Here is a 20,698-nt window from a genome sequence, read left to right on the forward strand (position 1 = left end):
AAGACTAAAAGATTCAAACTAACCTATATAGTCTAGCAATTCTCCGTTTACAAATACAACAATCTTGGCCATGCCTGCTAAAAGCATTCTATTTAAAGAAATCCAAACTATCAAGTAACTTTAGCACTTTGCAGTGTCGGGGGTCAGGCACCGATATTTCTAATAGTTCCACTACCAGATACAGAAAAGAGTCAAGTTAGGATTTAGGTGCAGGATATCAGGTATCTCTTGATGTTAACGATCAAATTCAAGAAACTATTGATACAAAATAAGTCGGCCGTTATTATTGACCTAAAACCTTCGATATAAATTTATTACTCTAATCCTTATGAATCAAACTTAGCAAAAAAGGACCAGATTTGGTCCTTTTCTAATTAATAAGTATATAAATATGAGTATCTATGTTTAACATAACCTTCACAAAAAATGCCCTTACCAAGTTACTTTAACACTTTGCAGTGTCGGGGGTCAGGCACCGATATTCCCAACTTTTTTTACAAAACAAGATCTATCGGTATATATTCCTGGTCGTCATGCACTTATTCAAAAAATGCCCGTTGAATTAAGAATGGTACTGATTTCTTCTATAGGAAAATCATACTCTTATAAAGTATTGAAATCTTTTTAATTCGCCACCCACATCAGAAGTGTCACTTGAATAAAGAGATAGTATTTATACAAGAATATCAAACAATAGCTTCTGTGATCGTTAATAGAGTGGTCCTCTAGCCTACTTCTTTTTCAAAATCCATTATTAGATATCAAGAGAGAGGTCTATTAGAATGACGCTCTCTCTTGATAATTCTTACATTGGTTATAGAGCCCAATTTTAGATGAAAATGAAATGAAAAACCCCTGCTGATTTATTCTACTTACCGGTTACATCATTCCTAAAACTTCACCATTTCCAGAAAAACATATACTCTAGCTATAAACTTTAGCACTTTGCAGTGCCGGGGGTCAGACACCAATTTTCCTGCAACTCATCTCTTAATTCGTAACTATCTGTAAGGTCTTCTTTGATTAGTGAATAGCCGCTTATTGTTTTGATGCCCGCTATTTCATCCGATCATTTGATAAAAAGAAGGAAATTCATTTATTTTAGTTCATCAATTATTTTGCAATGGTCATTTCCACATAATTCTTCTCAAAATTCCAAGCATCCCGACACATCGCTTTTATATCTCGTTTCGCTTCCCAACCCAACTCTAGCTTTGCCTTGGAAACATCTGCATAGGAGGCAGCAATATCTCCTAATCGTCTATCTACTATTTCGTATGGAATAGTTACTCCATTTGCTTCTTCAAAAGCATGGATTAACTCAAATACACTTGTACCTTTACCCGATCCCAGGTTATAGATATGGACACCCTCTGTTAGATTTTCAAGTGCAGCCACATGTCCTTCTGCAAGATCCATTACATGGATATAATCACGTACACCCGTGCCATCCACTGTTGGATAATCATTGCCGAAAACGTTTAACTTTTCTCGCTTTCCTTTAGCCACTTGAGTAACGTAAGGCATTAGATTATTAGGGATGCCATTTGGTGCTTCTCCTATTAATCCACTTTCGTGTGCCCCGACTGGGTTAAAGTATCGAAGGAGAGCAATAGAAAAATTAGTATTTGCTTTGGCTGCATCCGTTAGAATTCTTTCACTTATCGTCTTTGATTCTCCATAAGGGTTAGTAGTTGGCAAAAGATTCATTGTCTCAATAAAAGGTACTTGATTATCTCCATATACAGTGGCAGATGAACTAAATACAATACGATTCACTCCATGCCTTTGGCAGGCACTTGTAAGAACCATTGTGCTTACTAGATTATTTTGATAGTACTCAAGTGGCTTTTTAACAGATTCACCCACTGCTTTATATCCAGCAAAGTGAATGACTCCATCAATTTTATGATTTAAAAAAACCTGATCAATTGCAGCTTCATTGGTAGCATCCATTTGATAAAAAGTTAAGTCTTTATTAGTAAGCTGCTTTACCTTTTCTAAAGTTTCTAGATTGCTATTATTCAAATTATCTATAACTATTACACTGTGTCCCGCTTCTAATAAAGACACACACGTGTGCGAACCAATGTAACCGGCTCCACCAGTAACAAGAATATTCATTTTTCCGTCTCCCTTAATAAGAAATATTTTTTTGGACATAAAAAATAACCCAGCTGATATTCAACTCGGTTAGTCGTTAATTTTTTTATTAATGATATTCCTTTATTACACTACTGCGGCGGGGGTCAGGCACCCATTTCGGAGAAGCTTTTATAATTTGCCCCCACGTCTATATTATACTTAACACTTTAGTGATGTAAGTACCACACTTTTGGCGCAGTTTCTAAAATTTCATTTGGATAAAATCTTCTTACCTATAAGCAAGTATTAATCATTATTATCAATTTCCAATAATTTAATGTCATTACTCAACTTTAATTCCTGTTTGATTTTTTTAAAAAAATAAAATTCTTAAGTACCTTATGCAAATACTTAAATTCCTTTGTTCTATAAAACAAAATAAGAAAAACCAGATTAGGAATTGTAAGACAGATGAATAACTGAATAATAAAAGTTTGTAAATTTACTTCGTTAAAATAATTCGTTAATTCCAGCGTTATAAAGCCCGTTAAAATTGTAATAAGGGTATATAATGTATACCGAACAAAGAATTGGGTAACAGAAGATTTTAATGCATATTTATATAGTACATAAGGTTCTACCCAGAAACATGTTGTAAGTGTACTAATAGTAGTACCAATAAAAACACCAACCATTCCTAATTGATGAACCAAAAATAATGAAGCAATAAGATTTATAACAGATTCGAATATAGGTTTATGCCTGTCATACCAATAAACTCCTAGAGCTTCACGAAAAGTTAGTACTCCTTTTCTCATTCCCGATAAATAAAAATTTAAAATAATAAATGATACGGTACTAGTACTTATTATATAATCTTTTCCAACCCAAAGTTCTACAAATGGATTAAATAACACTACTAAACATATGGTAATAAAACCATAAATCCAAAAATTTATAAAAAATACAACATTAAAAATAAACCTTTTTTTATCATACGCCTCTGTTGCACCTAAATTACCTATACCCGCAGTTATTGAAGAAAATACTTGTCCTGTAATTATATTTAATGCATTGACTATCAATTGATAATTTGAATATAATCCAACTTGAACTAATCCCACAAATTTTGAAATGATTAGGCTATCTGTTGAATTTACAACCACTGCACCTAACTTATGAGCTATCATAGCACGTACATTTCTACTAATTTCCGCTAGTGTTAACTTATCAACCTTTTGGGTTTTTTTTTCTTTTAAATATGGATAAAGTTGCTCAGCCCTTTTAGAGACCAGAACATTTTCAGTAAGTGTGGCAATAAATTGACAAATAAGGAATAATATAAAATTATGTGTTAAAAGTAGTAAAATAATCTGGATAATATTTAATACTATAAAAAAAGAATATCTATAAATGGTGGCAATATATCGTTTTTGATCTGCAATAATTAGGGTACGCTTATAGGAATAAAAATAAGTAGTAGCAGTATTGATGACAAATAACATAAAAATAATATGAATATGCGGAATGTCAGGGATTGATTTAATAACCATTTCTAATAATGGAGTAATAATCATTCCTAATATAATTATAACTAAACCAATGCTAATATAAGCTTTTTGATAAAGCTTCATAAGACCTTTGGTTTTTTCAACATCCTTCTCTGCCAATGGCTTATATAAACTAAAAGCTATTGCAGGACCAATACCCATTTCTACTAAAGCAAGAATGCTTAATATATTAGTGAAAAGTCCGGTAAGTCCCAAATACTCGGCACCTAATACTTGTATAAAAACAATTCTAGCAAAAAAGCTAACAAGCAAACCTACTAATTGCCCTGATAACGCAAAACTCAAATTGATTAATGAACTTTTTGTACGCATATTAAGCTTCCTTTGATATATTTATCTTTTCTTCTTATTAATAGTTGCCATTGAACGCTTTCAATTCTTTTATCAAAAGTACGACTAAATATTTGGGGTATAATTCGTTCTCAAATGTTCAGAACCATTTCAAGGTGAAATTAACCGTGAACCTTCACCTATTTGATTAGGATTTTCTCTTATTCTTGAGACTATTGGTTCTTTAGCATATATACATTGGTTAGCCTATAAATTATATAAAGAGGTAGAAATCTATTGAATATAGCAGTAGATAGTATAGTTAAATTACCCGGAGAATAAAAAGCCAAATTTACAGATATAAATGAAACTAAAAATACGGCAAAAATACTAGGTGTATCATTTGCTATCCTATCCATCTTTATTATGAGAAATACAATAAAAGCTGGGATGAATATGCCAAAAACATTAAAAAGACCTATTACTTGTGTTATCATTGGTGATATTTGATCAGCCCATTGCGAATGTCCATATAAGGTTCGATTGAACATATCTACAGTACTTGGAACATCAGGAACAAATATATTCAAAAACATTGCATTTACGAATATATCTTTAAAAATTGTAAGCATAGTATATTCATGCCAATATAAATCTAGAGTTCTTACACCAATAGCTACATTTTGTTGCCCTGCAAAATAAGAATTCAAGGTAACAACTATATTGTTTAAATCATAATTTGCTAGTCCTTCAGAGACATTACGAGTATCAAAATATCTGCTAATTGTAATAAAGAGCAGAATAGCTCCCAAACTACTTATACAAATTGCAAGTATACCCTTTTTATTTTTCGGAAAAAGTCTAGTAAGCAAATAAATATATGCCAGTGATTCTATTAGAACTTCATTTCTTGACATTCCGTTGAAAAATGATATTGATAAGAGAACAATAACAATACTACTCAATATATTTAATGAATTGTGTTTTCTATACTCCCTAGCACCAAATTTCGAAATTAAAAATACCGTAATTATGATTTTTGTCCACCAAAGAATCAATATCGATAAACCAAAGTTCGCACTACCATGCACTTCATAATTACTGTTAAAAATAAAGTTAAAACCATTCAATGCATTAGAATCAAAGACCAAAACAAGTAACGACAATGCCAACATAGATATCAAGATTGTCATACCAACTGTTCTTGGAGCCCTAGTGGTGTCTATTGCTCCTTTATTATTTTTGTCAAAGAGACTTACATTAAATTTTCTAGTCTGATGTCCTCTTCTGTAAAAATAGCTACATACAAAAATAGTTACTAATAATTCTATCAACATTAATACCTGGGCTATATACAGATCATTTTCGTCAACAATAGAATAATGTATTATTTGATAATCAGAGACTTTGTTTAAAACCGGAGATAGACAATATCTAATTAACCAGACAATATTTAATACACTATAACCGATACCCATATTTTTTAACGGCGGAGCGAAAAATATGTATAAAAACAAAAAAGTTAGTGGTAATAAAAATTGCCATTCATACCCGTTTATAGCATCACTGTCTAATGTCATTATAAATGATAAGAATGCAATAATAATAACGATTTTCCTCATAATATCTGTCCTACTTCTTTTTAGAAATTAATCATATTTTAAATTCACATGTTTAAATTTCATTATTTAAGATGAATTTTTCAAACTCTATAGCCGTTTTCTCTATATCAAAACCTGCATGCTTTATTTTCTCTGTCATATCCTGTCGTATATTTTCTTTTGAGTGTTTAAAAATTTGTTTCGTCCAATAATTAGGTTTCTCATTTAGTTTTATAAAATTTATAAGTCCTGTAATATTTGATTCCTCAGTAACAACATCTTTTGAAACAAAACAATTTAACCCTGTTGCTTGAGCTTCAATCAATACAAACGGTAAACCTTCATGACGTGATGGCAGCACAAAAGCATCCATTGCTTGTAAAAGCCTCGGTACATCTGTACGTGATCCAGTTATAATAACCTTATTTTCCAACCCTAATTTAGAGACTTTATCTTCAATTTCTGCGCGTGATTCACCCTCACCTACCAGTAGAAGTACTGAATTTTCGTTACCTTCTTCTATCTTCTGAAAAATATCAAGTAAATACATTTGATTTTTTACATATGACAATCTCCCAACATGCCCTACAACAAAAATATTATCTCTAATCCCTAATTCTTTTCGTATTAAGGCGCGAATTTCATCTTTGTATTTATACTCCTTTATTGGTATAGCATTTGGTATTATCTTAACCTTATTCTTCTCCAAAGCCGGTTTACCAAATACCCATTCCCCAGCAGATTTTGAACAAGCAAAAAGATGATCCGAAGCATACTGGACATATACACGGTTAAGAATGTGTAAGTAATACCTAAGATTTTTCTTTTTCTTTTTTTCCCCAGCACTGTGTCCATGTGCAATTATGACTGGAAACTTATACAGAGTTGAAAAAATATAAGGTAAATTATAATATAAAGCACTCAAGTTGAAATACACAACTTTGTGTGTCTTTTTACTTTTATTTAAAACTTTTATTAAATCTACAATATTTAAGAAGACATTCTCTTTCTTAGGAGTTATATAATAAATCTCCCCCCCGAGATCTTCTATTTCATTAGCATAATAACACTCTTTACCAGCTACAACAAAATCAAACTGGATATTGCTACGGTCGATATTCCTATATAGATTCATTAAGTAGGTCTCAACTCCGCCCATTCCTGTAGAAAGACCAAATATAAGAATGCGTAACATGTAGTTCCTCCCTTCTTCATTAAAAGGTATCATAATCTGGTCCCTAATTGATTTTAATAATAACTGCCTAACTTTATAATACTAGAGTCTAATGAACATATCTTTTAATTTATCTAATTCTTAGATTTTAAGACATGATATTTCTTCATTATTAAAGTAGGTAATAGACCTATAATCAGAGGTTTAAACAAGTAAATAACGTACTTATATGAAATTTTTAACTTTTTAAACCAATAAACTCTTAATTTAAAAGCATCGACCCTGTATTTAAACTTCCTTTTTCTATATGCAGTTTCATCTTCACGATAGTTTAATAATATTTCATCTATATTGAAACCTTTATATCCTTTTTCACAAAACTTGCACCAGAGATCATAATCTTCCGTTCTATAAGTATATTTAGACTCAGTATATCCCCCTATACTTACTACGCTTTTTTTTCTCATCATAACAGTTGGATGGATGAAAAAATTTTTTTTGAATACATTTAATCTTGTGTATTCACCTTCCATTTTCCTAATTCCATAAATACCTTTATCATTGAATAAATTAGCATTTCCTCCAACTAAAGCAATATTTTTATTATTATCTAAGAAATCAACTTGTTTATTAAATCTATCAAGTAATGAGACGTCATCACAATCCATACGAGCAATATATTCTCCGTCTGCTACTGTAATACATTTATTTAAAGTAGCAGCTAGTCCAATATTTTTATCATTCTGTAAAAATAAAATCCTTTTATCATTTTTTTTATAATGTTCTATTATATTAACACTTTTATCCGTTGAACCATCATCACATATAATAAACTCAAAATCCTTGAACGACTGGTTTAATATTGACTTAATTGCATCATGTAAGTATTTTTCACCATTATAAACACCCATGATGACACTTATTTTAGGCATATCAGACTCTCCTATGATTTATAATGCTATATTATCTCTAATCTTTCTTTCAATAATACTGTTAAGGATATTAAAAAAAATATTAATCTTAAACATTATTCTTGATCATCCTAAACTTTCCACTTTTTTCTCTAGGTATCTCTTTTACATGCTCTATTATAATTTTCGTTCCATTCCCAAATTTATGGATAAATTCATTTTCTAATAACTTATCGTATTCTTTTTTATAATAAACCTCGTCTATTTCAAGTTTAATAATCACTTCACCGATTTTTTCCTGTGAAACTTGAGCCCGTATAATAGCGTTAGGGATATTTTTAAATCCATTTGCAATATTGACTACAGTAACCTTTGCTCCATCTGTAGTATATAAAAAATCTAACTTACGACCTCTTATTTCTCTTACAATTGGTGACATTATGGTACATTTACAGTTATTATTATCATTATCCAAACTCATTGCATCTCCAATACGATAACGTATTAAAGGTGTTCCATGTGTTGTGAAACTAGTTACTAAGACTTCATCACTACCATCTTCAACAAGTTCAAAAACACCCGATGCAAGTTCCATATGCAAAACTTGATTTTTACACTCCGTGACAAATGGAGCTCCTTCACTAGAGGCATATTGATCATAGACTTTAGAGTTAAAAACACGTTCTAGCAATTGCCGACCTGATTGTGTTAATGTCTCTGAGGTTGGGAAAATAGCATTAGGTGTAAACTCAAGTTTAATATTATGTCTTTCAATGTAAGATGCAATATCGCACATTGACATGAAAAAGCCATCTATTGCATGAGGTTTAAAAGTATTAAGGCTTTCCACATAATATTTCATATTCTCTTCAGTTAAATGAAAAGATGAATAAATCATTTGTTTACATGCAGCATTGTAGCGCCAAAAAATCCTTTTTTGCTGACCAGGAGGAACTATATGTTTACCGTTAAAGGTAGCTCTTCTCATTTTTCTATGTTCAAATCCTGCACGTTTTTTAAAATGATCTAACATCGCCATTCTTTTCATCATGTCTTCTGGTGTGAACAAAACAACTAAAGATTTACCAGTAGTTCCTCCTGTATGCCCTTCAACTGCATCCCTATGGGGTATTGTAATTACGTCATTAATATTCTCCCGTAACATTTCCTTATCAACTATTGGTAATTTTCTTAAGTCACTTATACTTTGAATGGCGTCTATATCTATATTTTTATATAAATCTCTATAGAATTTGCTATTTGCGACAGTATATTTTAAAAATCTACGTAATTCTGCATGTTGATACTCTAGTTTACGCCCTAATTCCCAAGTATCAAAATCTGAAAGAAAATCTATATAATCATAGTAAGTCTTTCCAAATCGAGTTCTATTATTCTTATATCCAGCAACACTTGTCATGATATTTTGGAAAAATATAGGTGAATTATCATATGTTTTCTCTAGAATCCCCATCACAAGTTCACCTTATACCACTTTACCGCAGCTTCAATTCCTCTTTCAAAGCTCCAATCTGGATTATAACCTAACATTTCTTTTGCTTTACTTATATCAGCATTACTATGCTTAATATCACCTTTACGATTAGTTCCGAATATCGGCTGAATATCTTTTCCTAATGCATTCAACAAATGGGTATAGATATCAATCAAAAACTCTCTTCCACCAAAAGCAATATTATAGGCCTGCCCAGCTGCTTCATGGGAAGCATTACAAGCTTTCAAGTTAGCCTCTATAACATTCTCAATGTAAGTGAAATCTCTACTTTGCTTTCCATCACCATTAATAGTTGGTTGCTCATCATTAAGTAATTGTTTAATGAATTTCGGGATTACTGCTGCATAGGTACCATTAGGATCTTGTCTTCTACCAAACACATTAAAGTACCGCATACCATATGTATCAAGGCCATACAATTTAGTATAGAGTTTGCCATATTCCTCATCTACTTTTTTTGTAAGTGCATAAGGTGATAATACGTTGCCCTCTCTTCCCTCTTTTTTTGGAAGATTTGGCTCGTCGCCATAAACTGATGAGCTGGAAGCATAGACAAACTTCTTTACACCTGTTTGCTTTGCTGCTTCCATCATATTTAAAGTACCTTTTATATTAACCTCTTCATAAAACAAAGGCATTTCGATACTTCTTGGAACGCTCCCCCATGCAGCTTGATTCAGTACATAATCAATTCCTTCACAAGCTTTCATACATGTGTCAAGATCACGAATATCTCCTTCAATAAATTCGTAATTAGGATTGTCTAAAAACTCTTCTACATTTTCTTTTTTACCAGTTGAAAAGTTATCAAGCCCTCTAACTTTGTAGCCTAATTTAAGTATTGCTTCTACTAGATTGGAACCAATAAAACCTGCTGATCCAGTAACTAAGAATTTACTATCCTCTGGAAACTTTATATTTTCATAACCCACTATTATAACCTCCAGTATACAAACCCAGTATCCTCTGCTTCTTGTCTGTTAAACATTCCTTTAAGGTCTATCAATACACAATCTTTTCTATCAATATCTATGCCCACCTCAGATGTTGCAGCCACTTCACTCATAACTTCTGAATTTACATATCCTGTTGTTCCAAACATCGTTTTTACATCTGCCAATTGAATAGATTTAAATTCATCATGTGGAACTGCAAAGATTGCTGCATCCAACTCTTTTATTTCTTCTATTTCACAAAGATTAATTCTATATTCATGCCATAAATCTTCTTTGTCTGCTTGAGGATCTACAACTTTGACATCTACTCCGTACTCTTCTAATTCTTTAATTACATCGATCACTTTTGTATTTCGCACATCAGGACAATTCTCTTTAAAAGTAATACCAAATATCGCTACTTTAGCACCATTTATTTGCTTATTAGCCTTAATCATTTTCTTAACTGTACTTTCAGCAACATATTTTCCCATATCATCATTGATTTTTCTTCCTGAAAGAATGATTTGAGAATGATAGCCCATTTGCTCTGCTTTGTACGTTAGGTAGTAAGGATCCACTCCTATACAGTGACCACCGACTAGCCCTGGTGAGAAATTAAGGAAGTTCCATTTGGTTCCTGCTGCCTCAAGAACTGCTTTTGTATCAATCCCCATTTTATTAAATATGATTGATAGCTCATTCATAAAGGCTATGTTGATATCACGTTGTGAATTCTCTATAACCTTTGCTGCTTCTGCCACTTTAATACTTGCTGCCTTGTGCACACCAGCCTCAACAACTAATTCATATACTTTTGCCACGATATCTAATGTCTCTTGATCTTGACCTGCTACAACCTTTATAATTGTTTCTAGTCTGTGAACCTTATCGCCAGGATTAATCCTTTCTGGTGAATAACCAACTTTAAAATCAACACCACATTTTAGTCCAGATTCTTTTTCTAAAATAGGAACACAGATTTCTTCTGTTACACCTGGATAAACAGTAGATTCAAATACAACTATCGAGCCTTTTGTTAAGTTTCTACCCAAAGTACGGCTCGCAGATTCCACCGGCTTCAAATTAGGTGTATGATCATCCTTTACAGGTGTAGGCACTGCAACAATATGAAACTTTGCTTCTCTTAGTCTTGTTTCATCTGAAGTAAAATCAACTGTTGTATTCATGATTACTTCATTTCCCACTTCTTTGGTAGTATCTACACCATTTATATAAAGTTCTACCTTTTGTTTATTTACATCAAAGCCGATTACATCAACCCTTTTTGCAAAGGCAACAGCAATTGGCATGCCAACATAACCTAATCCAATTAGAGATATTTTCTCTTCTTTGTTAACTAATTTTTCGTACAGGTTCATTACTATTCTCCTCGTCGATTGTCATTCTTATTTCGTCTATATAAGCTTCTATCACGATATTCCTATCAAATTCATTTTCCATCTTCCTTCGTCCAGCCATTCCCATTTCTCTTTTTTGTTCATAGGGTAAGTTAATAAATCTTGAGACTGCTTTAACTAAGCTTTCAACATCCTTAACCTCAAAACCAATACCTGTTACTCCATCTTCAAATGTTTCGACACAACCAGGTACTCTTGAAGCCAATACTGGGCGTCCGGAAGATGCAGATTCCAAAAGAACATTAGCTAATCCTTCATGATAAGAAGGGAGAATTACTGCGTGTGACTTTTTAATAAATGAATGTACGTCATCTTGCTGCCCATGGTATTTAATTACATCTTGTCTTTCTAATTCATTTAATTTTTCATTATAATTTTCTTCCCAACCACCAATTAAATGAAATTGTATGTTAGGATATTTGGCTTTTACTATTTTTGCCGCTTCTAGTAATTCCTCTATCCCCTTCGCTTTCATTACTCTCCCAATAAATAGAAATTGTATTACCTCATCACTCATCGGATATTCTTCATATTTATGTCGTTCTAAATTCACCCCTGAACCCGGAATTAACCTTGTATTACTTTCAACGATTCTATTGTCCTTGAAAAACATTCGATTTGTTTTATTTTGAAAAAATACACATGATGCTTTATTTAATCCTAGTTTATAAAGCAACAGTGTAATTTTTTGAATTATGCCCTTATTTTCAACAGAAGTACCAAGACCTGTTATATTTGTAATATATGGCGTTTTAGTTATTGCACATGCAATACCACCATAAACATTTGGTTTTATTGTATATGTTAAAACGACATCAGGTTTAATTTTTCTTATAATTCTTATATAGTCAAGCAGTAACTTAAAATCCTTTACTGGATTTGTTCCCCTTCTTTCTAGATGGGTATCTATGAACTTACATCCTATTTTTTTTAGCTTAGGTACATATTGATCATCAGGTAAGGAGATATAAACTTCATTTTCTTGCTTAATTAGTTCTTCTAATAGCTCTTTTCTAAAGTTATATAACCCCATACCAAAATTAGCCAATACAAGTATTCTCATATTCCTATACTCTCCTAACTGGGACACCAACATAAACACCAGGTTCGGTTATATCCTTAACCACAACAGAACCAGCACCAACCTTGCATCCGTTAGTGATGGTGATATTATTACTTACTACACTTCCGATACCTAACCAAGAACATTTTCCAACCTTAACCGTACCTGCTAAATGAGCACCTGGTGAAATATGAACAAAATCTTCAATACAGTTATCGTGGTCAATTGTAGAACCAGTATTAACAATGCAACTTTTTCCTATTTTAGTACAACAGTTAACTACTGCTCCTGCCATTAAAGCTGTCCCATTGCCTATTTCCACTTGATTCCCGATTACCGAGTTAGGGTGAATTAATACGGGAATACTAGCACCTACTGTTTCTAGATTTTCATGAATCCTCTGTCTTGTTGCATTATTACCAATACCAACAAATATTTCATACTCATCTATATGTGTAAAAACATCATCTGAAGTCCCAATAACCTCTATCCCTATTGATGATTTGATGCTTTTATCATCATCTAAAAAAGCAATACTCTGCCATTTATTCATTTTTAATGCAATGTCTGCAACAACTTTTCCGTGACCGCTAGCACCAATTATTAAAAGTTTGTTTTTCATATTTCGATTCTTTCCTTTTTGGTTCCCTTAAAATGCTCAATCGTAGCAGCAGTTTCTGAATTAATGCCCTCTCTGACGAAAACCTTTTTTATGGTCAAAAATATTATCTTCCAATCCTCAATGAAACTTACATTTTCCACATACTCAACATCGAGATTAAATTTATCTTCCCAACTAATCGCATTTCTACCACTAACCTGCGCCAAACCAGATAGCCCAGGTCTTACTTCATGACGTCGTTTTTGATGATTGTTATACAACGGTAAATACTGCACCAATAATGGCCTAGGGCCAATAATGGACATATCACCCCTCAAAATGTTAAAAAGTTCCGGTAGTTCATCAAGAGATGTAGAACGTAGCAACCTACCAAACTTCGTCAACCTAACACTATCAGGTAATAACTCCCCTTTATCATCTTTTTCATCAGTCATAGTCCTAAACTTATACATCATAAAAGTCTCTTCATTAAGCCCAGGTCTCTTTTGTTTGAAGAGAACAGGGCTACCTAATTTCGTTCTCACAAGAATTGCAACTACTAGAAGTACCGGACTAAGAACAATAATGGAGATTAATGATAGCATGAAATCCATCGGTCTTTTTACAAATCTTCTATAAATACCACCTTTGGAATTATTCATTACTTAAACCACAACCCCTTAATAGTCTCCACAACTCTTTCTAAGTCCTCATCCGTCATCTTCGTATCAGACGGCAAACAAACCCCATTCTCAAACAACTTTTCCGATATACCTTCACCCACAAAATCATACTTTTCAAAGAACGGTTGAAGATGCATCGGTTTCCAAACCGGCCTTGACTCAATATTCTCTGCTTCCAATGCATTAAATATATCAATTGGTCGTACTTTACCAGTCAACGTAATCGAACTTAGCCAGTAATTCGGTTCATCCCATTCATTACTAGGCATAAACTCAACGCCTTCGAGTCCACCAAGCTCTCTCTTATAAAACTCTAAGATATAATTCTTCTTCGCTACTCTTTGATCTAAAACCTTGAGCTGTCCTCTACCAATCCCAGCAACCACATTGCTCATACGATAATTAAACCCTAATTCGCTATGTTGATAATGCCTTGCTTGATCTCGAGATTGTGTGGCCCAAAATCTTACCTTCGAAATTCTTTCTTCATTATTAGAAACAAGCATCCCACCACCAGATGTAGTGATGATCTTGTTACCATTAAAAGAGAAGATCCCATAATCACCAAAAGTCCCTGTATGCTTTCCTTTATAGTAAGTGCCTAATGACTCCGCTGCATCCTCTATAACCGCAACATTATGTTTCTTACAAATATTCATTATCTTATCCATATCTGCAGATAAGCCATATAAATGAACAACAATGACTGCCTTTACTTCTGGATACTTTTCAAATGCTTTTTCTAATGCTTGTGGGCACATATTCCAAGTTTCATAATCACTATCGATAAATACAGGAGTAGCATTTTGATAAATGATTGGATTTGCAGTAGCAGAGAAAGTAAGTGTTGGACAGAATACAATATCCCCTTCTCCAACTCCTGCCGCTTTAAGGGCTAAGTGAATTGCAGCTGTTCCTGAAGACAGTGCTGCTGCAGCTTTGGAACCAACCTTCTCAGCAAGCTCTCTTTCAAATCCATTTACGTTTTCACCAAGGGGTGCAATCCAGTTTGTTTCAAAAGCTTCCTTTATATATTGCATTTCATAATCTTCATCACTCATATGTGGTGAAGAGAGGAAAATTCTTTCGTTTACTTTCGTTGGATCCATATTCTTTACTTCCTTCCATAGTGAAGTAGATATTTTAGTAGATTAGGACTTAATTAGATCTTTTTTATTTCTACTCAACTGCTAAACCACTAAAAACTATTATTTGATACCGAGTTTCTTCCTATTATATATAGCGAATAATAATTGCTATATTCTCTTGTTTTTACACTAAAAACAGGATGAATCTCTAATACAGATCGATTCATCCCATTCGTATAATAAACTTTATATTTTTAGTTCTTCTCCATCCAAAACACTCCGCAAATACTCCAAAACCTGCCGCCTCAAATCCCCACGCTCCAAAGCAAAATCCAAAGTAGCCTTGATAAACCCAAACTTATCCCCAACATCATGCCTCACACCTTCAAACTCACATCCAACAACCATCTGCATCTCATTCAATTTCTTAATGGCATCAGTCAACTGAATCTCTCCACCAGCACCAGGTGTTTGGTTCTCTAAGATCTCAAAGATCTCCGGTCGTAAAATGTATCTACCCATGATCGCATAGTTGGATGGTGCAACTTCTTTCTTCGGTTTCTCCACCAAATCATCAATATGAAAGATACACTGATCAATCCCATTATTGCTAATCGAAATCACACCATACTTCGAAACATCCTCTTCCGGCACCTGTTGCACCCCAATGACGGAGGAGTTATAGCGGCTGTATACATCAATCAACTGCTTCAAGCAAGGCTTTTCTGGTGAATGAACAATATCATCTCCCAATAAAACCGCAAATGGCTCGTTACCGATGAACCGGCTCGCACATGCAATCGCATGTCCAAGTCCGAGCGGCTCTTTTTGACGTATGTAATGGATATTAGCCAGCTTTGAAATTCCTTGTACCTCTTCTAGCTGCTCCAACTTCCCTTTTTTCGCCAATGTTTCTTCAAGCTCATAGGACTTATCAAAGTGATCCTCGATCGCACGCTTTCCCCGTCCCGTTACGATGATGATATCCTCTATCCCTGAAGCAACTGCTTCTTCAATGATGTATTGAATCGTCGGTTTATCGACAATCGGCAGCATTTCCTTCGGCTGCGCTTTTGTTGCAGGCAGGAATCTCGTTCCAAGGCCTGCTGCTGGAATGATGGCTTTTCGTACTTTTTGCATTCAATAATCCCCCTTATTACACATGGTTCAACAGATCGATTCCGTTTTTATTAGCCATACCTAAGACTATTTCTTTCAACCGTTCTGGTTCCATTTCTAAAAATGAATCAATCAAGTGATTCACTGTTGAATAATTGAACTCCACTGTTTTCCCAATGAATATCTTCGGGAACACCGGTACTTGATGCACTTCATTTTCCCCAAGAAGCTCCTCGAACATTTTCTCCCCAGGACGAATTCCAGCAAACTTAATTCCGATTTCTTCTATTGTATAGCCGGACAGCTGAATCAAGTTTTTCGCGAGATCCACGATCTTGACTGGTTCACCCATATCGAGTACAAAGATCTCTCCGCCGCGTGCCAACGCACCAGCCTGCAGCACTAACCTTGACGCTTCCGGAATGGTCATGAAGTATCTCGTCATATCCGGGTGAGTTACTGTAACCGGACCGCCTGCCTGGATCTGCTTTTTGAACAACGGAATAACGCTTCCCCGGCTGCCCAATACATTCCCGAATCGAACTGCGACATACTTTGTTGGGCTGTGTTTGTCCAGCTCTTGGATCACCATCTCGGCAATTCGCTTCGTAGATCCCATCACATTCGTTGGATTCACTGCTTTATCAGAGGAAACTAGGACGAATGTCTTCACCCCGAACGTATCGGACGCTTCTGCCACGTTGCGTGTTCCGATGACATTGTTCTTCACGGCTTCTTTCGGATTGTATTCCATCAATGGCACATGTTTATGTGCCGCAGCATGGTAGACAACATCCGGACGGTACTCATTCACTATTTCAAAGATACGCTCTCTGTCCTGAACATCGGCAATGATTGGGATGATGTCAATGGATCCTGAATTCAATCCTTTCAGCTCCATATCGATTCCATATATACTGTTCTCCCCGTGCCCCAGCAAAATAAGCTTTTCTGGATTGAAACGGCAAATTTGCCTGCAGATTTCAGAGCCGATGGAACCGCCTGCACCTGTGACAAGTATGGTCTTGCCTGTTACATACTCTGTGATGCTCTCAATGTCGAGCTGAACCGGCTCTCTCCCGAGCAAGTCTTCAACCTGTACTTCACGGAACTGATTAACGGATACTTTTCCGGAGATGATATCCTCGATCATCGGCATGATCTGCGTCTTTGCCGTTGTTTTGGCACATTCATCAAAAATCCGCTTCAGATCCTGCTTGGATAAAGACGGGATGGCAATGATGATGTTTTCGATTTTGTAGCTTTCAACTGCCCTTTGGATCGTGGTGGAATCCCCGACGACCGGGATTTCAAAATAATGCAGCCTGAATTTCTTTGGATCATCATCAATGAAGGCGACTGGGATGAGCTCCCCAACATGATTTCTCTTCAGCTGGCGTGCCACCATGAGACCTGCGGAACCTGCACCGATGATCAATGTCCTGCGTTTTTCCACTTTGGAATGTATGTATGTATTGCGGAAAACTCTCCAGGCAAAGCGGGAACCCCCGATGAACAGGACATGGAACATCCAAGTCATCAGCAAAGCCCTGAAATAAACATCAAAATTATAAAGGTATTGAATAATGGCCGTTACGATAATGGAAAAGGAGACTGCTTTGACAATGGCTGTAAGCTCACTCACACTGGCATATTCCCAAGCCTTGTTATAAAGCTTGTACATGCTTGCAAATAAGTGATGGCTGAGAAGCAAAGCGATGGAACTCAATATCAGCTTTGGATACGCCAGGACTTCGAGATGCGGATGCAGCATTAAATAGCTTAAATAAATGGCGGATAATACAATGATAGAATCCAGCAGGATTAAGAATGTAAGACGTTTTCGGTACGTCAATCCGATTTTCCCCCTTTAATATAGATGATTGGGTCATACAAGATTTTTGTGTAAAAAATAAATATCCAGTGGTAATACACGTGTCTTTACATGTATTTTCACTAGATATTTATCCGAGTTTCTTCCTATTATATATAGAGAGAAATAAGTGGGCATTTAACCCGCCCTCACGCCACACCATCGACGACTTGCGTCTAAGGTCTCACTATTGGTTGGTGCCCACAGCATGGCCGAGTACCTCCATTGATATCGGTAAGGAGGCATTACCATTTATGTAATATTTTTCTTAGATGGGTAAAAATCAAAGGAATCCTCTTAGAAGATTCCCAGGAACTTCTTCTTTCCTACCCTCTCCGGTATTTCCTTTATGATGCTTTTGCCTTCGAGCAACAGGTATGGATTTTCTTGAAAGAGGTATTCGATATCTGAGCCAAACTGTTTTTTAATCCGGTTGTAGGCTTCTCCAAGGTGGAAAGCCCTGTTCGTTTCGTTGTGTGCGTCAGATGCAACAAAGTGGGTCAGGCTGGAGGCGATGAGTTGATCAGAGAACTTCTGGATTTTCTTCCCGAACTTCCCTACTACACTTCCTGCTGTCACTTGTGTGAAAGCACCGTTTTTCACAAATTTATAAAGGATATCAGGATTTTCGATGAGTTCTTGATTCCGTTCCGGATGGACGATGATTGGCATGAGCCCTTTTAGCTGAATGTCATAAAGCAGCTTCTCGGCATATCTCGGAACATGCCCTGATGGGAATTCAATCAGGATGAATGGAGTGCGGTCAGCCAGAGTGACGATCCCGCCTTCTTCATACTCTTGAAGGATATCTCCGTTTACCCTCACTTCCTGCCCTGGGAGAATTTCAACGTCGATGCGGTGCTCTCTCAGGTAATCATTCATCTTCGCCACTTCTTGCAGAATGGTTTCTTTAGGGTTTTCATACTTTTCATTCTTGTGATGCGGAGTGGCGATGATCGTATGGATGCCTTCCTCTGCTGCCTTTTTGGCCATCATCAGGCTTGCGTCCCTATTCGCTGGTCCATCATCCACTCCATGGAGTATGTGACAATGCAAATCGATCATTAACGCTTCACTCCTTGTCCATCAATAGAATCAATAATTTAATGGTACTATTATCTCAATAATCTGTAAATGGCTGTAAATTGTCGAATCGTGACTACTTTGCACCGTAATAATAATAATACTGATTATTTGTCATTTTCTTGTTATTCAATACTATGCCAAGCAGTTTTGTTTTAGACGTCTCGAGTAGTTCCTTTGCCTTAATGGCCTGTTCATTCTCTGTGGAGCCGCTGGAAATGACGAGGATCGTTCCATCGCATTGATTCGCCAGCACCTGAGCATCGGTCACGGCTGTAACAGGTGGTGTATCGAAAAGGACGATGTCATACTTCTGATACACTTCGGCTAGGAAATTTTCCATTGAAGCCGAACTTAGCAGCTCTGCCGGGTTTGGCGGAATCGGGCCGCTTGCCAGGATGTCCAAATAATCGGTATCTGACGGCTGGATGGCGTCATCCAACTCTGTCTGCCTGGAAAGAACGTTCGTCAGGCCGATTGTATTCAGCATTCCAAAAGTATAATGTACGGTCGGTTTGCGGAGGTCTGCATCTGCCAGCAGGACTTTTTTTCCTTGCTGTGCAAAGACGACAGCAAGGTTCGCAGTTGTCGTGGATTTGCCTTCTGCCGGACCTGAGGATGTGATCATCAGGGAACGGAGCGGCCTGTCCACGGATGAAAATTGAATATTCGTCCGGATGGTCCGATACTGTTCAGAGATTGGCGATTTTGGACTTAATTTCGTTATGAGTTTTCGTTTTGTACTTAGCAGTGATGTTTTTTTTGATTTTTTAAGACCCAAGAACTTTCCCTCCCCTTACACGGCTTCTGCGGTCTGCTTTTAATTCTTCCTCTTCCTGATTATGCGTTTCAATGACGGCGATTGCACCAAGGACCGGGAGACCTAGCACTTTTTCTACATCCTGCTCGGTTTTGATGGTGTTGTCGAGGTACTCCAATAGGAATGAAAGTCCGACTCCTGCCATCAATCCCACAACGATGGCAATGGCGATGTTCAAAAGAGGCTTCGGTTTAATCGGCGATTGATGGTCTTGAACGACGGCTTTTGCCAGGATACTGACGTTGTCTACGTTCATGATGTTCACAATGTTTTCCTGGAAAACAAGCGCTGTGCTGTTTGCAATATCAGCGGCTAATGCTGGGTCAGGGTCTTGAACGGACACGTTGACGACCTGTGAATCTTTTTCGCTTTGGACGCTTATTTTAGAATTCAATTGACTTACCGTCATGTCGAGATCAAGGTTTTGAATGACTTTTTCCAGGATGACGGGACTTTTCATAATCACGTTATATGTATTGATCAACTGGAGATTCGTCTGAACCTCGTTCGTATTGTACATGGCATTCTGGTCCTTGGATTGATTGACGAGCAGCTGGGTGGAAGCTTGATAAATCGGGGTCAAAACATAAAAACTGACGACAGCACTGACAATTGCCGCCACCACTGTGATCGAGATGATCAGCCAGATTCTCTTCCGAAGGGTTTCCATCAATTCTTTTAAACTAATTGTCTCTTCCATACGTGCCTCCTAGTCTAGTACTAATTGAAATATTATACCATTTTAATAGGTTAAATTACTTATTTTTTCATTTTTTATATTTTTTGTATATTTATTCCTTATTTACTAGTATAGCAATTTATTTTTGATTATTGTCTATTATTTTTTAATTGGGAGGAATTCCTAATTTTCAGACAGGAACATG

17 protein-coding genes are annotated in these 20,698 nt (G+C 35.7%); all 17 read right to left on the minus strand.

The features are described from left to right. Positions 1–1,113 precede the first annotated feature (1,113 nt). Positions 1,114–2,124, minus strand: a complete 1,011-nt coding sequence (gene galE, locus ABTV07_RS18600) for a UDP-glucose 4-epimerase GalE (protein ID WP_433745205.1) — start codon at positions 2,122–2,124, stop codon at positions 1,114–1,116. A gap of 314 nt (positions 2,125–2,438) precedes the next feature. Then, on the minus strand, positions 2,439–3,968 hold the full coding sequence (locus ABTV07_RS18605) for a lipopolysaccharide biosynthesis protein (RefSeq protein ID WP_433745207.1): 1,530 nt from the start codon (positions 3,966–3,968) through the stop codon (positions 2,439–2,441). A gap of 191 nt (positions 3,969–4,159) precedes the next feature. Beyond that, positions 4,160–5,548 carry a hypothetical protein gene (locus ABTV07_RS18610; protein WP_433745210.1) on the minus strand — a complete coding sequence of 463 codons (1,389 nt, stop codon included), beginning with the start codon at positions 5,546–5,548 and terminating at the stop codon, positions 4,160–4,162. A 52-nt stretch (positions 5,549–5,600) separates the two neighbouring features. After that, positions 5,601–6,722 carry a glycosyltransferase gene (locus ABTV07_RS18615; protein WP_433745212.1) on the minus strand — a complete coding sequence of 374 codons (1,122 nt, stop codon included), beginning with the start codon at positions 6,720–6,722 and terminating at the stop codon, positions 5,601–5,603. A gap of 113 nt (positions 6,723–6,835) precedes the next feature. Further along, positions 6,836–7,633, minus strand: a complete 798-nt coding sequence (locus ABTV07_RS18620; protein ID WP_433745215.1) for a glycosyltransferase — start codon at positions 7,631–7,633, stop codon at positions 6,836–6,838. An 88-nt stretch (positions 7,634–7,721) separates the two neighbouring features. Further along, positions 7,722–9,086 (minus strand): phenylacetate--CoA ligase family protein, encoded by a 1,365-nt coding sequence (locus ABTV07_RS18625; RefSeq protein ID WP_433745218.1) that lies wholly within the window; start codon positions 9,084–9,086, stop codon positions 7,722–7,724. Then, on the minus strand, positions 9,086–10,060 hold the full coding sequence (locus ABTV07_RS18630; protein WP_433745221.1) for an SDR family oxidoreductase: 975 nt from the start codon (positions 10,058–10,060) through the stop codon (positions 9,086–9,088). Before ABTV07_RS18630 ends, ABTV07_RS18625 begins: the two co-directional genes overlap by 1 nt. 2 nt (positions 10,061–10,062) lie before the next feature. Continuing rightward, a complete protein-coding gene (locus ABTV07_RS18635; RefSeq protein ID WP_433745224.1) occupies positions 10,063–11,445 on the minus strand; it encodes a nucleotide sugar dehydrogenase in 1,383 nt (460 codons plus the stop codon). Then, entirely contained in the window at positions 11,420–12,547 is a 1,128-nt protein-coding gene (locus tag ABTV07_RS18640; RefSeq protein ID WP_433745226.1) for a glycosyltransferase family 4 protein, read from the minus strand. The genes ABTV07_RS18635 and ABTV07_RS18640 overlap by 26 nt, the downstream gene beginning before the upstream one ends. A 4-nt stretch (positions 12,548–12,551) precedes the next feature. Continuing rightward, positions 12,552–13,169 (minus strand): acetyltransferase, encoded by a 618-nt coding sequence (locus tag ABTV07_RS18645; protein WP_433745229.1) that lies wholly within the window; start codon positions 13,167–13,169, stop codon positions 12,552–12,554. Next, a complete protein-coding gene (locus tag ABTV07_RS18650; RefSeq protein ID WP_433745232.1) occupies positions 13,166–13,810 on the minus strand; it encodes a sugar transferase in 645 nt (214 codons plus the stop codon). Before ABTV07_RS18650 ends, ABTV07_RS18645 begins: the two co-directional genes overlap by 4 nt. Then, positions 13,810–14,940, minus strand: a complete 1,131-nt coding sequence (locus ABTV07_RS18655; protein ID WP_433745235.1) for a DegT/DnrJ/EryC1/StrS family aminotransferase — start codon at positions 14,938–14,940, stop codon at positions 13,810–13,812. Before ABTV07_RS18655 ends, ABTV07_RS18650 begins: the two co-directional genes overlap by 1 nt. A gap of 225 nt (positions 14,941–15,165) precedes the next feature. After that, on the minus strand, positions 15,166–16,059 hold the full coding sequence (gene galU / locus ABTV07_RS18660; RefSeq protein WP_433745237.1) for a UTP--glucose-1-phosphate uridylyltransferase GalU: 894 nt from the start codon (positions 16,057–16,059) through the stop codon (positions 15,166–15,168). A gap of 16 nt (positions 16,060–16,075) precedes the next feature. Then, positions 16,076–17,893 carry a polysaccharide biosynthesis protein gene (locus ABTV07_RS18665; protein ID WP_433745239.1) on the minus strand — a complete coding sequence of 606 codons (1,818 nt, stop codon included), beginning with the start codon at positions 17,891–17,893 and terminating at the stop codon, positions 16,076–16,078. A gap of 315 nt (positions 17,894–18,208) precedes the next feature. After that, positions 18,209–18,976, minus strand: coding sequence for a tyrosine-protein phosphatase (locus tag ABTV07_RS18670; protein ID WP_433745241.1), 768 nt, complete (start codon positions 18,974–18,976; stop codon positions 18,209–18,211). A 94-nt stretch (positions 18,977–19,070) separates the two neighbouring features. Then, on the minus strand, positions 19,071–19,775 hold the full coding sequence (locus ABTV07_RS18675; protein WP_433745243.1) for a CpsD/CapB family tyrosine-protein kinase: 705 nt from the start codon (positions 19,773–19,775) through the stop codon (positions 19,071–19,073). Next, the gene (locus ABTV07_RS18680) at positions 19,765–20,514 is read right to left on the minus strand and encodes a YveK family protein (RefSeq protein WP_433745246.1); all 750 of its coding nucleotides are present in this window, start codon (positions 20,512–20,514) and stop codon (positions 19,765–19,767) included. Before ABTV07_RS18680 ends, ABTV07_RS18675 begins: the two co-directional genes overlap by 11 nt. Positions 20,515–20,698: the final 184 nt, after the last annotated feature.

This window comes from Falsibacillus pallidus (assembly GCF_050990905.1).
GTDB lineage: Bacteria > Bacillota > Bacilli > Bacillales > DSM-25281 > Falsibacillus > Falsibacillus pallidus_A.

Excerpts from the sequence above, each read along its gene's own strand:
- galE (WP_433745205.1), bottom strand. The coding sequence starts at position 2,124 with ATGAATATTCTTGTTACTGGTGGAGCCGGTTACATTGGTTCGCACACG.
- ABTV07_RS18605 (WP_433745207.1), bottom strand. The coding sequence starts at position 3,968 with ATGCGTACAAAAAGTTCATTAATCAATTTGAGTTTTGCGTTATCAGGG.
- ABTV07_RS18610 (WP_433745210.1), bottom strand. The coding sequence starts at position 5,548 with ATGAGGAAAATCGTTATTATTATTGCATTCTTATCATTTATAATGACA.
- ABTV07_RS18615 (WP_433745212.1), bottom strand. The coding sequence starts at position 6,722 with ATGTTACGCATTCTTATATTTGGTCTTTCTACAGGAATGGGCGGAGTT.
- ABTV07_RS18620 (WP_433745215.1), bottom strand. The coding sequence starts at position 7,633 with ATGCCTAAAATAAGTGTCATCATGGGTGTTTATAATGGTGAAAAATAC.
- ABTV07_RS18625 (WP_433745218.1), bottom strand. The coding sequence starts at position 9,086 with ATGGGGATTCTAGAGAAAACATATGATAATTCACCTATATTTTTCCAA.
- ABTV07_RS18635 (WP_433745224.1), bottom strand. The coding sequence starts at position 11,445 with ATGAACCTGTACGAAAAATTAGTTAACAAAGAAGAGAAAATATCTCTA.
- ABTV07_RS18640 (WP_433745226.1), bottom strand. The coding sequence starts at position 12,547 with ATGAGAATACTTGTATTGGCTAATTTTGGTATGGGGTTATATAACTTT.
- ABTV07_RS18645 (WP_433745229.1), bottom strand. The coding sequence starts at position 13,169 with ATGAAAAACAAACTTTTAATAATTGGTGCTAGCGGTCACGGAAAAGTT.
- ABTV07_RS18650 (WP_433745232.1), bottom strand. The coding sequence starts at position 13,810 with ATGAATAATTCCAAAGGTGGTATTTATAGAAGATTTGTAAAAAGACCG.
- ABTV07_RS18655 (WP_433745235.1), bottom strand. The coding sequence starts at position 14,940 with ATGGATCCAACGAAAGTAAACGAAAGAATTTTCCTCTCTTCACCACAT.
- galU (WP_433745237.1), bottom strand. The coding sequence starts at position 16,059 with ATGCAAAAAGTACGAAAAGCCATCATTCCAGCAGCAGGCCTTGGAACG.
- ABTV07_RS18670 (WP_433745241.1), bottom strand. The coding sequence starts at position 18,976 with ATGATCGATTTGCATTGTCACATACTCCATGGAGTGGATGATGGACCA.
- ABTV07_RS18680 (WP_433745246.1), bottom strand. The coding sequence starts at position 20,514 with ATGGAAGAGACAATTAGTTTAAAAGAATTGATGGAAACCCTTCGGAAG.